Annotated in this window: 6 protein-coding genes and 1 other RNA gene; all 7 read right to left on the minus strand. The window is 55.3% G+C overall.

From position 1 onward, the window contains the following. Nucleotides 1-198: 198 nt before the first annotated feature. The gene (locus NNO02_RS19210) at nucleotides 199-843 is read right to left on the minus strand and encodes a hypothetical protein (protein WP_271455503.1); all 645 of its coding nucleotides are present in this window, start codon (nucleotides 841-843) and stop codon (nucleotides 199-201) included. A gap of 1 nt (nucleotide 844) precedes the next feature. Then, entirely contained in the window at nucleotides 845-2092 is a 1248-nt protein-coding gene (locus tag NNO02_RS19215) for an integrase domain-containing protein (RefSeq protein WP_271455504.1), read from the minus strand. Nucleotides 2093-2258: 166 nt separating this feature from the next. Continuing rightward, nucleotides 2259-2622, minus strand: a transfer-messenger RNA (tmRNA) gene (gene ssrA / locus NNO02_RS19220). Nucleotides 2623-2694: 72 nt separating this feature from the next. Then, nucleotides 2695-3858 (minus strand): HlyD family efflux transporter periplasmic adaptor subunit, encoded by a 1164-nt coding sequence (locus NNO02_RS19225; protein ID WP_271442581.1) that lies wholly within the window; start codon nucleotides 3856-3858, stop codon nucleotides 2695-2697. Nucleotides 3859-3865: 7 nt separating this feature from the next. Then, nucleotides 3866-6052, minus strand: coding sequence for a type I secretion system permease/ATPase (locus tag NNO02_RS19230; RefSeq protein WP_271455505.1), 2187 nt, complete (start codon nucleotides 6050-6052; stop codon nucleotides 3866-3868). Then, nucleotides 6049-7458 carry a TolC family outer membrane protein gene (locus tag NNO02_RS19235; RefSeq protein WP_271455506.1) on the minus strand — a complete coding sequence of 470 codons (1410 nt, stop codon included), beginning with the start codon at nucleotides 7456-7458 and terminating at the stop codon, nucleotides 6049-6051. Before NNO02_RS19235 ends, NNO02_RS19230 begins: the two co-directional genes overlap by 4 nt. Nucleotides 7459-7559: 101 nt before the next feature. Next, nucleotides 7560-18041: BapA/Bap/LapF family large adhesin (locus NNO02_RS19240; protein WP_271455507.1), on the minus strand; the 10482-nt coding region annotated here is incomplete at its 5' end.

The following is an 18041-nucleotide window of genomic DNA, read 5'->3' on the forward strand; positions in this document are numbered from 1 at the left end:
TCACAGCCAGCAAAGACTTAACAGTGTTGCCAGACAGCTCAACGAAAGGCCGAGAAAAACGCTAGACTATGAATCACCCGCAGAACGGTTCAATAAGTGTGTTGCGTCCATCAGTTGAACTCACAGCACGAAGCCGACTATACGCCTGAAGTATCATAGCTTAATTGGTTCGCTACACTCGCCGCTGGGAGCGACTACTTACGTTCTTTTCTCCCGTCCCATCTTCAGTACCTCATAAACGGTCCCTCGCCCAAGCCCGTCTGACAACAATTCCCGATCCTGAGCCAGCGTTTTCAGCTTTCGAAGTATCCGATCCGAAGCCGGCTTATCAGACGTCCCGTAACGCCCGTCAGTCTCCTCAACCAGAAGCTGAACCAGTAGCCAGCAGAGTCGGGCTGTATTCTCCCGTGCTTTGTCACGCTTATGCATCCCACGCTGGGAAGGTTGTGCTGAAGTAGTAAGATCTGGTAGCGCGTCGTCACCGAGCGTCTTCAGCCACTTGCGGCCACGGCTGTTACGTGACAGTTTCATCACCGCCTTCAGGCTGCGGGCCTTAATTTCTGGTGGCGTGAGTTCGTCATCAATAAGTCGCCAGGCCAGTGCGAACATTTCATCGGCATAGAACATGCGTTTATTCGCCGGGGCGCTGACCATGCCCGTTGCTTTGATGGTGCGGCTGATCGCGTCGTGCAGGATACGGTAATTTTCCTGATGTTCTTCCAGCAGGGCGTTTGCCGGTTGGGATGCATCAAGGCCGAGAAGCAGAAGGGCGAGATGCCGCGCTTCCAGCAGCGGCATACCACATTCCCGTTCAAACAGATTCTGACGAATGGGACTGGTCACATTATTCTCCTTCCACGATCCGCAGCGGTTCTTCTTCACCGAGCAGCGCCTGCCGTCTGGCAGCATCAACGTAGTTTCCCCACCACTGCATCAGCGGTCGCCTTTGTTCCAGATAGTCGCTGCGGTTGTATGCCGCTTCGATCTCGTCTTCTTTCTGGTGTGCCAGTGCAGATTCCAGAACTTCACGGGGGAAATGACCTGCGCCTGCGGTCCTGGCGATGCTGCGCATGCCGTGGGCGACCAGTTCACCGCCGAAACTCATACGGATAAGCGCGGCGTTCGCGGTCTGCTGGTGCATATGCTCCAGCGGTTTGCGAATGCTGGGGAAAACCCACGGACGATGGCGGCTGACTGGCTCCATGATCTGAAGAACGCGCAGTGCCTGTTTGCTGAGCGGCACCGTATGCGAACGGTTCATCTTCATAAAGGTGTCAGGGATACGCCATTCTGCTTTTTTCATATCGATGTCACACCAGCGGGCGCTAACGGCTTCGCCGGGGCGAACCCAGGTCAGTAGCTCCCATTCGATAAGGCAGCGGGTTTCCTTGCGGATAGAGGCGTTCTGTAGTGCCAGCATCAGCCTACCCAACTCGCTGGGGTGGAGTGCGGGCATGTTCTGCTTTTTCGGTTTCTTGAAGCGGGCGACCAGGTTGTCAGCCGGATTGAACTCGATGAGCTCTTCGGAGATGGCAAAGCGGAAGATTTCATTGAGCCGCGAGATAACCCGCCGCAGCGTTTCGAGGATGCCCTGTTCTTCCAGCGGTGTGAGGTGTTCCTTGAGTATTTTCGGGCGGATCTCGGTGACGGGCGTATGGCCCAGAGAAGGAAAGACGTGCATCTCCAGCGAACGCCAGATATCTTTGACGTGATCTTCGCTGAGTCCACAGGTCCGTTTTTTCTCTTCCAGCCACTGTCCGGCTATCTTTTCCAGCGTGCATTCATTCTGGATGCGTTTTTCTTCGGCTATTTCAGCTAAGTGTTGACGAGGATCGATGCCCTGCCAGAGCAGCCGTCTGTACTGCGTGCGAGTTTCGCGGGCCATCGCCAGTGTAACGACCGGGTAAGGGCCAAGGCTGGTTTTGGTGCGCTTTTTGGTGACGGGATGATAATACTCGAAATGCCAGGCCTTCCTCCCTGAAGTCTTAACCAGCAAGTACAGGCCTTCACCGTCCCGTAGCTCATAGTCCGTGCTACGGGGCTTCGCGCCAGCGATCTCCACATTTGTTAAGGGTTTCAGTTGCTTAGGCATGTTTTAGCACCACGCTTTTTTAGCCCCACGATACCGTGGTGCTAAACATGGTGCCAAAAGGTTAAGATTCATACAGAGATCATGACCACACATGCAACAAAAAAGCCTGCAACTCGTTGAAGTTACAGGCTTTTTTAAGGTTCATGATGCATCATGAATGAATGTTTGGTGGAGCTGGCGGGAGTTGAACCCGCGTCCGAAATTCCTACATCCTCGGTACTACATGCTTAGTCAGTCTTTACATTCGCCTGGCACCTGCGGACAGACACGCCACTACCAGACTAGCCTGATTAGTTTTAACGCTTCAACCCCAGGCAGGGCATCCACGCGATCTCTTTTGGGTTTGACCTCTCTTTGATCCCCGTCTTAAGAGCGGAAGCTAGGGAGAGAGGGCTCAGAGCAGGTTATTAAGCTGCTAAAGCGTAGTTTTCGTCGTTTGCGACTATTTTTTTGCGGCTTTTTACGAGGCCAACCGCCCCTCGGCATGCACCTTGGGTTTCGCGAATCCCGTCGAATCCAGAATCAGCCCCAATGTGTTGCAGCAAGTATAACAGACTTGTGACACGCGTGACCAGCCCCCACAACCCCTTAACCGCAAGGATTTACCGCTCGCGCAGTGCTTCTTTTGCACGATTAAATGGTTTGATTAAATAGTCGACGATGGTTTTTTCACCTGTTTTTATATCCACAGTGGCAATCATGCCCGGTACGATAGAAAAATGGCGTCCCAGCTTGTTCTGTAAAAAGTCCTGATGGGTACGTATGAAAACACGGTAGTAGAAGATCTCCGGCTTCACTTTGTCCTGAATGGTATCTGGGGAGATGGTTTCGACCACGCCCTCCAGCCCTCCGTAAATGGCGTAGTCATAGGCAGTAATCTTTACCAGTGCCCGCTGTCCGGGGTGAATAAACGCGATATCGCGCGGTGACAGGCGGGTTTCAATCAGCAAATGATCGTCTACCGGGACAATCTCCATCATTTCGCCGTTAGGAGGGATAACGCCGCCAATCGTGGTGACCTGGATGTTTTTTACGATACCGCGCATCGGGGCGCGAACGGTCAGGCGGGTAACGGAATCTTCGCGACCTTTTAAGATGGCCGCCAGCATATCTACCTCGGCGTTGGCCTTCGACAGCGCTTCACGCGCCTGCACGTAATATTGCGAGCGCAGGTCGGTTATTTTGAGTCCAAGATCGCTTTTTTGTCGTTGCAGGCGCAGCACTTCCACATGGCTGGCGGCACCGCTTTTCTCCAGCCGTTGGGTGATCGCCAGTTCCTTGTTCACGGAGACCAGCGCATCCTGTAGTTCCACCATCGAATCGGCAAGCTGCGCCCGGCGGCTTTTATATAACCGGGTTTCAGAGGCGATAAGTTCCGGCCAGGCCTGCAGCGAGCTGGGGAACGTTAGCTGCAAATCGTTGACTTCGGCATTCAGTCTGGCGCTTGACGCTAAAGATGCACGGTATCGGGCGGCGCTTTCACCCACGTTGGATTCAGAACGCGTTGGGTCGAGGCGGGCGACAATCTGGTTGGCCTGAACTTTATCACCTTCGTGCACGCTGAGTTCGGCGAGGATCCCGCCGTCAAGCGACTGCAATATTTGTTCACGCGAGCTGGGGATGACTTTCCCACTGCCGGTAGAGACCTCATCCAGTTTGCCGAAATACGCCCATCCCCCCAGGATGGCAAAAAGCAGTGTGCTGAGCAGAATAATGCGACTGGCGCCGGAAAAACGGTGTTCCCGGCGGATATCGAGGTCGTCCATGGCGGCGTCATGCGGATTGGTTTTCATTTTTCCACTCCCGACCGTGAGTCTGTGCAGGTGCCCGATTTGCATTTAGCGCCTGCGCTTTTGGGGCATCCATGACCAGCTGACCTTCTTTGAGTACCACCACGCGCTCGACCAGCTCCAGAACCGGAACGCGATGTGTGGCGACAATCAATGTGCGGTTGCCCAGCCACTGGTTTAACCGTTGTATAAATTCCCGCTCGGTGTGTTCATCCAGCGAGGCACTGGGTTCGTCGAGCAGTACGATATTGGGCGATCGAAGTAACATTCTGGCGAGCAGAATTGACTGACGCTGCCCGCCGGAAAGCCCATTACCGCCTTCCATAATGGGGTGTGCCAGCCCTTTGGCGAGTTGTTTGACGAATGCAGATGCGCCACTGACCTCCAGCGCTTCGAATATCTGCGTGTCGCTGGCATGCGGTGCGCCGAGTGTCAGATTCTCGCGTAACGTACCGAAAAAAAGCCGAGCGTTCTGGCTGAGAAAACCGATATTGCGGCGTAAATCAGCCATTTCGATTTGCGCCAGACTCAGGTTATCGAGTCGGACATCACCCTGAATAATCTCCACGCCGCCCGCCATGGCCTGTAGCAGGGTTGATTTACCCGCGCCGTTACGCCCGAGTATCGCAATCCGCTCTCCGGGCATCACTTCCAGGCGCGAGATGCGTAACGGTACGCGCTGGTCGTCACTGTGGTAGCGAAAGTGCGCATTTTCAAACAGATAGTGGCCGCGGAAGATTTTCTGGTGTATCCGGTCTTCATCGTGCTGCGTCTCGGTGGGAAGTTGCATAATGCTGTCCAGCCCCATTTTGGCTGCTTTGACCTGCTGCCAGCGAGCCAGCACACCACACAGGTTAGCCATCGGGGCGATCATCCGTGATCCGAGCACCGAGGTGGCCACCACGGCCCCGGTGGTCATCGTGCCTTCAATAACCATAGGCGCACCGAACATAATGATGGCGGCGTAAACCAGGCTTTGTACTGACATCCCCCAGCCGATCAGCCCTTGGGTAAGCTTGCGTGTGCGTAGCCCGGACTCGCCAGTAATGCGGATATAGCTGTTCCATTGCTGTAAAAAGCGGTTCTCCGCCTGCAGTAGCTTGATATCTTCCAGCCCCTGAACGCTTTCGACCAGCACCGCGTTGCGCAGAGTGGATTCATGTGCGGCCTGGTTAGCAAGCACCGCCAGCTTTTTCTGTAATAACAGCCCCGGCAGAATCATCAGAATGGCAGCGACGGGGGCTATCCACGCCAGCGGCGGAGCAATGCACGCCAGTACGACAATAAACAGCAGGAAAAACGGCAGGTCGACGATGGTCGACATGGTTGAGGAGGTGATCATCTCCCGGATCTGCTCCAGCTCGCGGAGTTGGGAAATAAAACTCCCTGTTGAGCGGGGAACCGCGCTATTGCGCAACCGCAGGGCGTGGCTGAACACGCGATCGGAAATACGCATGTCTGCACGTTTACCGAGTAGATCCATAATGTGGGTACGTGCTTCGCGAAGCAAAAAGCCAAACAATACCGCGACCAGGACACCGGTCGAGAGAACATAGAGAGTCGGATATGACTGGGCGGGGATCACCCGGTCGTAAACCTGCATTGAAAAAATTATCCCGGAGAGTGACAGGACGTTAATCAGAAACGCAGCAACCATGACGGGCAGGTAAGGGCGGATATCTTGTAAAACTAGCTCGCGTATCCAGTCGGGTTTAAAGCGCGAAATATAGCGATCAACCCGACTGTCTTTTAACGCCGATAACGGGCGCAGTGCGGTGATAGTATGGATTTCTGGCAGAAGCTCTGCCACCGCCAGCCGGTTGCGCTGTCCCTCGTCGGCAATAATAAAGACATCCAGTGTATCTTCACCGTTGAAATGTTCTATCACCATGATTTGGCCGTCGTGCAGTTCCGCCACCACCGGTAAACGCCATTGGTTAAGTACCTGCTTTGCGGTATCCAGCGTATGAAAGGAAAGTCCCGCCTGGCGCGCTAATTGCGTCAAAGCAAGGGTTTTGCTTTTCCCCTCGAACCATGGGGCGTTGGCCTGGATAGCGCCTGGCGAGCAAGTAAGGCGATAGTGGCTGGCAATGTGGGTAACTGCCTGCGCCCACTGGCTCAGGGCGGGTTCGCCAATAGCATCTTCAACAACAGGCTCGACGTCGCTCATAGCTGGATCTCCACCGATTGAATGCTGCGGTTATTTAAGGCGAACGCCTGGCGCAACGATCCGGTGTTGTAGAGGCAGTTCAGTTGTAGCTGGCGCAGCTGGCTTTGGGTCTGGAGTTCGGCAAAACGGGCCTGGTACACTTCCTGTTCGGCGTTAAGAACATCAAGTAATGGGCGTGAGCCGAGATCCAGATACTGCTGTTGATACAGTTCACGAGTGCGTTCGCTCAGCCGCTGCTGGCGGCGCAGGATCTGCAATGCAGTCGCGAGGCTCATTGCCTGGCTGCGGGATTCCAGTAATTTTTGCCGTACTTCAAGTCGGGTGCGCTGAATAGAGTACTGTGCGGACTCTACCGCGTGGCTGGCGGCGTTGCGCCGGGCGGTGAGACCGCCGCCCTGATACAGCGGCATTTCGACTTTTACCCACGCTGAGTACTGCGTTTTGTCGAGCACCTCATGGCTGGGGTATTTGTCGTTGAGATAGTGCTGAACAGATGGCTCCAGGGAAATGGTTGGCGTCATCTGTGCGTTGGCGTAATCCAGATTGGCCTGTGCGATGTTCGCCTGCGCCCAGGCTGCCAGCACTGCAGGAACTAACTTATCCTCCGGTTTTACGACATCGCAACTGCTGTCCAGTTTTACCGGAAACTCATTGCTGATGCCGTTCAGTGTGCGCCAGCCGAGATAGCTCATCAATGTCGCTTTGCTACTGTCGAGATTGGCCTGATATTGCGCCAGCTGTGAACGAGCAGACTCAATACGCGCATCGGTTTGTACCACGTCAGACAGCGAGGTCGCCCCTTCATCATTACGTTCTCTGGTCAGTCGACCAATACCGTTTAGCGCGACCAGTTGCTCTTCGGCGGCATCCACCATCTGTTGCCATGTCTGAACCTGGACGATGGCATTGGCGGTGGCGTGGGCGACAGTATCGATGCTGAGTAACACGTTTGCCTGTTGTTGCGCCGAACCGGCGGTTTCGGCGCGCACCTGGCTGGCGACTTTGCCGAAGTCATACAGCATTTGTGACACCGAAATGACCAGTGCAGGGCTGAAGCCATGGTCGGTGTAGGTATTGCTGTAGCCGTTGTTCATTCCGGCTGTAACTTGCGGATAATATTTTGCTTTCGCCACGTCTATCTGCTCATTTTGCGAGAGCAGTTTGCCAATGGATTCACGAATAGAAGGATGCCAGCTCACTGCGCGGCTCACCGCGTCGTTAAGCGTCAGGCTTCCGGGAGCGGCAACGCTTAGCGGTAGATCGGCCACAGAGCCATCCAGAGAGGGAAGCATCTGGCTGGTTGCCAGCCCTTCCGGCGTAATAATTTGCGGTTCATCTTCGGCATTCGCACGAACGGAACAGAACGTTAATGCCAGCAGTACAGCGACAGGGGCGACATTTCTCATAGTTTATCCCTTGCAAAATAGGGCAGTGACGACTGTTATTGCCCCGGACGTCATGGCATACGGGGCTGTTGTTATCTCGTTATAGCGGTATGGCGTTCGTTTCAGGTCACAATGTGATTTTGTTGGATCAGCTCATCGAGCGTGGTGTGTACGTTCTCCAGTGTTACGAGGTTAGTGGTGTGGTACGTGCTGCCTGTACCGTCGCGGTCAATGGAAACGACGGTGTTGTTACCGCTGGTGGTCACCGTGAGGTAGTTACCGAGCGTGGCATTTTGTCCGTTCCAGCCTACCAGCAGGTCGCCGATGTCGATTTTGTCGCCCTGCGCCAGCGAGAAGTTGGTCCAGGTGTCTGCCGTTCCGTTACCGCCCGTTGCATCGCTGGCATTAAGCAGGTGATAAATCAGCGTATCGCCGTAGACCGAGCCGATGATCACGTCATGCTGCGCGGTGCTTGCCATCTGTGGATTCATATTGATGGTCAGCGTCGCGGTGTCCGTATGCCCGTTTTGGTCGTTAAGCGTATAGGTAAATGTCTCTTTGCTGGCCATCGACGCCACGGTTGTACCCGGTTTCAGCGTATAGATGTATGAGCCATCCAGATTCATGGTCAGTGAGCCATAATGACCCTGAATTGTTGTGCTACTGATACTGCTGGTCGGATTGAGTGTGGCGGTACTGCCGTTAAAGCCGGTGATAGTGAGCTGCGTATGGACTGTTGAGAGCTGATCGTGCGCGCCAGCGGCATCACTGCCATCAAAAATATTGCCATTCACCGTCGTGGTGTTAACGTCCCAGGTATTGAGGTGCCATGTTGTGCCCGTGACGTTCGGCGTAATGCTGACGTTGCCAACGGCCAGTCCCCCCATCGTTCCTGTGAAGCTGATGCTGTAATGACCCGCGGCTAGCTCGGCATTACCCAGCGAGACGGCAATTGAACTGCCTAACAGGCTAATGGCACTGGCGGGTACGGAGCCTGAAAGCGAGAATCCGTCAGGACCGGTGATTGTCCAGGTCACGCCCAGCGTACCGACGGTGATAAGTGTGCCGATGCTGAAGTTGAGCGTGGCGCCTTTCAGTACGTCATTTGTTGCGATGTCAAACGAACCTGAACCGGTTGCTTTGCTCCCCAGCGTCGGAATTGTCGCTGTGCCCAGCGCGCCGCTTCCGTATGCCGCAGAATCCTGAACGGTACTCACCGCCATCATGCCGCTGACGTCATTTACTGCGTCCAGCGCCTGCGGGGTCGCCGTAATGTTCAGCGAGGCGCTACCTGTATCGCCATTGGGGGCTTTGACCGTATAGACGAAACTGTCCGGTGTGCTGATGCTATCTGCACCCAGCCCGCTTTTCAGGGTATAGGTATAGTTCCCCTTCGCATCGATAGTCAGCGTGCCATATTGTCCGTTAATACTGGTGGTGCCCGTTCCGTTAATCGCAACACCATTCACTTCGGTGATGACGCTGTTTATCGGAGCCGAGTCATTGACCAGAATATTACCGTTGGTTACCGCGCTGAGACTGTCCACCGCGTAGGTATGATCCGCCTGAATATTCAGGGTATAGCTGGTCAGTAACGTCAGGCCGCCAGAGGCGTTAAGCAGGAAAAGATAGTCACCACCCGGCAGCGTGATGGTATACGCTGAAGAGCTGCCGCCCAGCAGCGCCGTAACCCAGTTTGGCTGCACCCGATATTGTTCATACTGCTGAATAGCCTCATTGAAGCGGTAGACATAGAGATCAAAACCGCCAAGTGTCACACCGAGGACATTCGCCTGGACGGTGAGCGTACGGGTTGCTCCGTCATCAACGTTGAATTTGATTGGGTTGGTCAACCCGTTGACCAGGCTGACGTCGAGGACATCACCCAGCCCGACATTTGCCAGTGTGAAGCCAGTTTGTTTTGACGTGCCGTGGTCGACTGCGATCACCTGGGTTCCGTACGTCAGTGACGCCACATCATCTGCTGCCGTTACCGTGCTGGTGGTTGGGGCCTGGCCTAGCGTGACAACCAGTTTGGCTGAGGAATGGTCAGAGCCATGCGTCAACGTATAGGTGAAGCTTTCGGAGCGGCCATACACCGATATTGCTGTATTGGTCAGGGTATAGGTATAACTGCCGTCCTGGTTAATATGCAGGATGCCGTATTTACCCTGTACATTCACGCCGCCTGCCGTGACGTTTACCACATTGCCGTTACCATCGGTAATGGCGGTGACCAGCGTACCGGAAGGGGCGTTATCTTGACCGTTAGTGGGATCGGTATCGGTGATGATGTTACCGGATTCTGTGGTCCCCCCGGTGATGGTTCCGCCGTTGGTTTTCACCACCGCAACGTCCAGGCTGGTGTAAGCGCCGGTCGCCAGCAGGTTCGTGTTGAAGCTGACCACGCGATAATCCCCGCCTGTCAGCCCATCATAATTGAGCGTCACTCCAGAGGCTCCGATGGTTAGCAAACTGGCGAAATTGGGTTTCGAAGTATCGACCACGGTTATCCAGGTGTTGAGCAAGGAGTCATAGCGCTGGATAACAATCTCCATTGAGCTTAATAGTGACAGCACAATGCCGGTCGCCGCGGCGTTAATGGTGATGGAGCCACTACCGCCAGACTGGATGCTGAAATTAACACTTGCCGTGTCGTTACCCAGCACGTTGGCGACGCTACCCAGTGCGTTCACCAGCAGGAAACCGTAATCGCTTTGATGCTCAGTGCTGATTACCACGTCAGTCTGTAGCGGCAAACGGGTGACATTATCTTCAGCCAGCAGGGGGAGTACTGGCGCGATGACGCTGGCAGGCGATGACGTATTGCCTGCTGCATCGGTTGCCGTTGCAGATAACGACTGACCTTCAATCTGGCGTACAGGTAAGGTGGCACTGTAGACCCCACTGCTGTTGGCGACCGCTGTCACGCTGGTGCCGCCAGGCAGGGATATCGTAACCGTACTGCCGGCTTCGGCGATACCGCTCACAGATCCGCCATCGGCGCTGATCAGAATCGTAGGGGGGGGCGGTGGCGTGGTATCCACAATGATGCTGAACGAGCCAGACAAAACGCTCGAGCCGTTGGCATTTGTGGCGTTGGCGGTAAACGCATGGTTGCCTTCACTCAGGGCGCTGCCTGGCGTAAAACTCCAGATCCCATTCCCGTCTGCGGTTGTGCTACCCATCAACGTGCCGTTGTTATACAGGTTGATAACGGCGTTTGCCTGCGCAGTTCCGCTCAGTGTTGGGCGGGTATCATTGGTGGTTTTCCCGGCGGTGACCAGGCCCGTGATAGTGCCGACATCATCGAATACGCTGGAGATCACCGGCGCGGGAGGAACACCGGTAAACGGGGCCAGCACGTTGCCGGCGGTGCCGATATTGCCAGCGGCATCCTGTGCGCTGACCTGCAGCGTTTGCCCACTAATTTGCGGTGGATTCAGGGTAAAGGTGAAGTTACCGGAAGCATTTGCTGTTGTGGTGCCGAGTACCGTTCCGCTACCGGAGGTGATAATGACCGTACTGTTCGCTTCGGCCACACCGGTTAACGTCGTACCATTGGCGTTGACCGCCAGCCCGGTTGGAACTCCGGGTGCGATGGTATCGACCACAATGGCTGCTGCAGACGAAAATCCACTGGTATTCCCCGCTGCATCTGTCGCCGTGATGGTAAACGAATGAGCCCCTTGAGCCAGATCAGTGGACGGCGTGTAATTCCAGTTGCCAGTGCTGTCAGCCGTTACGCTGGTGACAAAACTGCCATTATCATAAATATCGACTCGCGCGTTGGCCTCTGCGGAGCCGTTCAGGGTTGGGCGTGCGTCATTGGTGGGCTGATTGCTGCCAATCGCACCGGTGTTGGGGCCAACATCATCAATAATGCTACTTATTGAAGGCTGTGCCGGAGCCGCGGTGTCCACCACCACGGTAAAACCTGGTGTTGCGCCGCTGGTATTGCCTGCCGCATCGGTAGCGGTCACGGTGAAGGTATGGGACCCGGTCGCGAGCGGCGTGGTCGGGGTAAATGTCCAGCTATTATTGCTTTGCACCAGAGCGGTACCAAGCAGAGTGTTCCCGTCATAGATACTGACAGTGCTACCGGCTTCGGCGGTGCCGTTGAGCGTTGGGCGGGCATCGTTGGTGAGCTGCCCGTTGTTCAGCGCTGCATTGAAAACACCGCCTGCGATATCATCTATGACCGAGATCAGTTGTGGGATTGGCGGTGGGTTCGTATCGACATTAATAATAAATCCGCTTGAGGTGGCACCGATATTGCCGGCGGCGTCTGTGGCGATAGCAGTGAATGTATGTTGGCCGTTGCTCAGTGTGGGGGGCAGATATTCCCACGTCCCATCTATTGTGGCGGTAACCGTCCCCAGCAGCGTGCCGTTATCGTAAATCGCGACCCGGGCATTCGCTTCCGTTGAGCCACTGAGTAGCGGACGGGTGTCATTGGTCCAGGCCCCACTGGACAGCGTCCCGGTGCCGGGCTGTACGTCATCGACGGCCTGGATAATGGTGGGGGCAAACGGGGCAACGGTATCCACAATGATGTTAAATGTGGCGGATGACTGACTGACGTTTCCGGCTGCGTCCGCGGCGGTCACCGTGAGCGCATGGTTACCATTTCCAAGTACAGCTGTTGGCGTGAAGCTCCAGGCTCCATTGGTGTCTACCGGAGCGGTACCGAGATAGGTGCCATTGTCATAAATTTTGATCGTGGAATTGGCTTCTGCTGTTCCACTGAGCGTGGGTTGCGCATCATTTGTGGCCTGGCCGTTGTTCAGATTACCCGTCAGCGGGCCGACATCATCTGCTACCTGAGAAATGATGGGTATACCCGGCGATACGGTATCAACGATGAGCCCAAAGCCGTTCGATGCAGCGCTGGTGTTACCTGCACTGTCGGTCGCGGTGACGGTCAATGTATGCGGTCCGTTGCTCAGTGCATCCGTTGGGGTAAAGTTCCAGATACCTCCCGCCCCCACGGTGGTGGTGCCAATGGGTTGGCCATCGCTCAGAACGGTAATGGTCGCCCCCACTTCGCCCGTGCCGCTCAGTGCCGGACGTGTTTCGTTTGTCGTCTGCCCATTGGTTATCGCGCCTGTTGTGGGAGCCGTATTGTCCAATACCGTGCTAATGATAGGGGGCTGCGGGGCGATGGAATCCAGTTCGAGGGTGAAGGACGAAGATACGCCTCCCATATTGCCCGCCTGATCGGTGGCAACGGCGGTAAAGATGTGTTGCCCCTGAGTCAGCGGGGTATCCGGCGTGAAGCTCCAGTTGCCGGTCTCATCAACCTGGGTTGTACCAATATCAACGCCTTTATCGCGGATGGTGATAGATGCGCCGATCTCTCCTTTGCCGTTCAGCGTGGGTTGTGCATCGTTAGTTAATTGTCCGTTAGTCAGCGATGTGTTGCTGGGTTGATCGTCAATCACCGAGGTAATGCTCGGTGCTGCGGGCGGCAGCGTATCAACAACCAGAACGAAAGGTGGGCTTGCCGGGCTGATGTTGCCAGCACCATCCGTGACGGTTGCGGTGAACGAATGATTGCCTTCACTAAGTGCTGGAGCCGGTGTAAAGCTCCAGTTACCGTTTTCATCGCTGGTGGTTGTGCCAATTACCGCGCCATTATCGCGAATGGTCACTACTGAATCGGCCTCGGTGACGCCAGCAAGCGATGGGGTGTTGTCGTTGGTTAGCTGTCCGGATGTAAGGGACTGCGGGATACCGACGTCGTCCATTACCGACACAATAGAGGGCGCGCTTGGGATTAACGTATCGACAATAATCCGGAAGCTGTTAGAGGGATCGCCCTGGTTGCCTGCAGCATCCGTTGCGCGTGCGGTAAAGATATGCTCGCCTTCTCCCAACCCATCTGTTGGTGTATAGCTCCAGTATCCGCTGCCACTCACGGTGGTTATGCCAATCGCGATACCTTTATCGTAAAGGGTGATCGTCGCGCCCGCTTCGCCAGTTCCATTGAGGGTCGGGCGTGAATCGTTGGTAATTTGTCCGGTATCTAACGATCCTGTACCCGGTAACACGTCGTCAATTACGCTGGTGATCGCAGGGGCTTGTGGGGCGGCAGTATCGATAGTGATGGCGTAATTGGGCGATATGCCACTGTCTATACCCGCAACAGTTTGCGATACGGTGAAATTGTAAGTCGTGCCGTTTGTCAGCGGAGCGGATAATGGATAGCTCCATGCGCCGGAAACGGCATCGGCGGTGACCGTACCGATTACATTCCCATCCTGATAAATTTTGACCGTTGCTCCTGCCGTGGCGGTTCCTTGTAACAGCGGCAAGGTGTCATTGGTGGTTTTACCGTTGCCAATCGCTCCTGTAACAGGCGAGACATCATCAATGATTTCGAGAGTTGGCGGATGCGGAATGCTGGACGTGGCCGCGTTAAATGGCGTAGGGCCGCTGCTATTGCCCGCCTGATCCTGGGCGATTGCGTTCAGATTCTGCCCCGTAGTTTGTGCGGGTGAGATCGTGACGGTGTAGGCACCTGTGACGCTATTCGCAATGCCCTGGCCCAGTACCGTAGTACCACTTCTGATGATGACGGTGCTGCCCGGCTCGGCTGTCCCGCTTACCAGCGTGCCGTTCGGGTCAACACTGGTGACGATTGGCTCGGCGGGAGGCTGTGTATCGAGTATCAACATTACAGGGTTTCCTGCCGCCAGGGAATTACCCGCGGCATCCCTGGCGCCGAACGTCAGCGTGTGCGGGCCATTGCCCGTCAGCGTAATCTCAATACTCCAGCTACCATTCGCTGCAACGAGGGTTTCGGCAATGGGATTGCCACCATCGAAAATGACTACCGTACTGCCCGGCGCACCGGTCCCGCTGACTGTTGGGGTGGTATCATCCGTGACGCTATTGTTGGTCAATGAACCGATAATAGCACCAGCGTCATCTGCAATATCCGTAACCAGCGGTAGGGTCAGCACGGTGCTGCTAACCGTAAACGAGACGCTGTTTGATGAGGTACTGGCGTTCCCCGCCGCATCGGTTGCAATGGCCGTTAGCGTATAACTTCCGTTTGCCAGCGCCGTCCCAGGAGTAATACTCCAGGTGGTGCCAACAACCGTTGTGGTACCGATAATCGTACTGCCGTTGTACAGCGTGATCGTGTCGCCGTCAGTGCCGGTTCCGCGAATAGTTGGCGTCGTATCATCTGTTATTGCGCCAGGCGCAAGATTGCCTTGAATAGTGCCGACATTATCATTGACGGCGATAATGGTTGGCGCTGCCGGCGGCGTGATGTCGATATTCAGGGTGATGGCATTTGATGGCAGACTGACGTTGCCGGCAGGGTCAGTTGCGGTAATGGTAATCTGATAGCTGTCTGGATTGATGGGGTCGCCAGGTGTAAAGCTCCACTTACCATCTGCGCCCACCGTCGCGGTACCCAACGGCGCGGGATTATTACCAAGGTAGATGGAAATAAGGTCGCCAACATCCCCCGTGCCGCTGAACGTTGGTGTGGTGTCGTTAGTTATGCCGTTTGTCACGACCCCGGTTATCGGATTGACGTCATCCGTAATGGTGGGTGGGAGCGGTTGCGTTGGCGGCAGATTATCCACCGTCAGCGTAAAGCCCGCCGATGGGATCCCTGTGTTGCCCGCGGCGTCGGTCGCCGTGGCGGTGAATTTATGCGGCCCATCTGCAAGTGAGGTTGGGGTAAATGTCCAGGTGCCGTCTGGCTGTACGGTAGTGATGCCGGCGAGGCCGCCATTCTCATAAATCGTAATTGTCGCGCCCGGTTCACCTGTTCCTGACAGTTTGGGGGTGTCGCTTTTCGTACTGCCGCCATTACTCAGTACTTTAGTTTCCAGGCCAATAAGCCCTTCCGCTGAGGTGATGATCGGGGCTGCGGGTGGCGTTGTATCGACAGTCAGCATGAAACTTCCGGCGGTACTGGCGTTACCTGCCGCATCTGTCGCGATAGCTGACAATGTGTGCGAGCCTTCACTAAGTGGCTGGGTGACAGGGATACTCCAGGTTCCTCCAGCCACAACGGTGGTCGTTCCAATAGGCGTGGCACCATCGTAGATAGTGATGGTGGAGCCAACTTCTCCGGTCCCTTTCAGTGACGGCAGGTTATCGTTTGAGCGGCTACCAGAAGGCAAGTCAACGGGTGCATTTCCGACGTTATCGGTGGCGGCTGAAATGGCTGGTACCCCTGGAGGCTGGGTGTCAACGGTAATGGTGACAGTCACGGGGGAGGTGACGACGTTACCGGCGGCATCCGTTGCGGATATGGTAAAACGATGGTCGCGATCGGCAAGCTGCTTGTTGTCCGGGACGGTATAGCTCCAGGTACCTGACTTGTCGATGAGCATCACCGTCATCAGCAAACCGTTATCATACAGGTTCACCAGCGAGCCTGGCTCGCCGGTCCCTGAGAGGGTCGGCGTGTTGTCGTTGGTTATCCCGTTGTTATTCGCGATGTTACCGGTGATGGTTCCGACGTCATCGTTGATCAAAGTAATAGCCGGGACGGCCGGCGCGACGCTATCGACAATGATTTTCCAGCTGGCGGCGCTACTGGTGTTGTTGGCGGCATCGGTTGCCGTAACCGTAAACACGTGAGCGCCCTGGCTCAGCGCGGTGGTCGGCGTGTAGTCCCAGTTACCATTGATATCGGCGGTAACGGTGGTTAGCAGGGTACCATTATCATAAATTTTTACCTGCGAGCCCGCTTCGGCAGTGCCCTTAATTTCCGGTTTATCATCGTTAGTCAGCGTGTTGTTATCAATTTTTCCGATGACATCGGGAACATCGTCTAAGACGGCAATAATAATCGGTTGGTCTGGCGCGGTAATATCTGGAGCCAGTGCGGAAGCGGGCAGACTTTCGTTGCCTGCACTGTCCGTTGCGGTCACTTTTACCGTTTCACCATTGATTTGTGACGGGGTGATCGACACAACAAAGTGACCACCACTGTCTGCCTGACCCACGCCAATCGTACTCCCGTTGCTGTCTTTTACGGTGATGGTGCTGCCGATTTCAGCATGTCCACTCACTGAACCACCATCCCCGGCGACAATCACCCCTGTCGGCGCATCAGGTGCGGTGCTGTCTGGCGCTGTGAGTGCTGTGTTACCACTGGTATTGCCTGCGGCATCCGTTGCGTTGGCGACAAGATGTTCGCCGTTAGTTTGTGGCGGAACCAGTGTGGCGGTGAAATCTCCGTCAGCATCAGCGGTGGTTGTGCCAATGATAGTGCCACCAGGATTGAGAATATGTACGGTACTGTTGGGCTCTGCCGTGCCGGAAACCTGATCGCCCGCATTATTGATTGTCAGGTTTGTGGGCGGTAGCGGGGCGGTGATATCGGGAGCGATCGCCGTTTCAGGTAAACTCGTGTTTCCTGCCGGATCGGTAGCGATAGCGGTGATGGTTTCGCCATTGGTTTGTGGTGGGTTTATGGTGACAGTAAACGAGCCATCTGGCCCGGTAACACCACTGCCGATTAAATGATCGTTATTGTCGGTTATCGTCACGGTACTGCCGGGTTCAGCCGTACCCGTGACGACAGCGCCATCGGCAGATACGGTCAGATCGTCTGGCGATAGCGGCGGCTGAGTATCGATATTGATATTGAAGGCCGTCGACATTCCCCCCGTACCCAGGTGGTTGGTTGCCGTAGCGGTGAAGGCATATGAGCCGTCCCGCAAGTTTGTGCTGGAGGTCCAGTTCCAACTACCGTTGCTGTCGGCGACGACGCTGTCGATATATGCCCCGTTATTGTAAATTTTAACCGTACTGTTAGCCTCAGCTGTCCCGGAAAGCGTTGGGGTCGCATCATTAGTTGACTGATTGTTGAGCAATGGCCCAACGGAGGGAGCGACATCATCCATAACACTGACTATCACGGGTACGCCTGGATAACCGGAATTCGAGGCACTGAATGAGGTATCTGGCCCGATATTGCCTGCTTCATCCTGAATCTTTGCTGTTAGCGCTTCACCGTGTGTTTGCGCGGGCGATATGCCAATAGTGAAGGTACCGCCTGAACCGACGATTGCTGATCCCAGAACCTGGTTGTTACTGCCAATGATAGTGACAGTGCTTCCTGGCTCTGCACTACCCGTCACTGTAGTGCCTTCCTGGTTCACTGAAGAAATTATTGCGGCGGCAGGTGGGGTTGTATCGATGGTAATGACCCAACTGTCTGAGATTGCGCTGCTGCCCGCATTGTTTGATGCGCTGACCGTAAACTGGTGAGTACCTTCTGCAAGCGGGGAGGATGGAGTAAACGTCCAGTTCCCGTTGGCATCGATAGTGACCTGACCTATTTCTGTACCGTTATCGAAAATATGTAAGGTTGCGTTCGCGGGGCCAGTGCCCTGAAGTTCTGGCGTATTATCATTAGTAGATGTCTGTTGATTGACAAGACCCGTAATGGGAGCCTGATTGTCAGTGACGCTGGTAATAATCGGCACGGTGGGTATCGTGGGCGTTGTCGTGGGTGGTGAGCCGCCATCACCATTTCCTTCGTTGCCGTTGCCGTTGCCGTTGCCGTTGCCGTTGCCATTTCCGTCACCAGCACCATTTCCTTCATTGCCATTGCCATTGCC

It is taken from the genome of Citrobacter sp. Awk 2, from assembly GCF_028069815.1.
Classification (GTDB): Bacteria; Pseudomonadota; Gammaproteobacteria; order Enterobacterales; family Enterobacteriaceae; genus Citrobacter.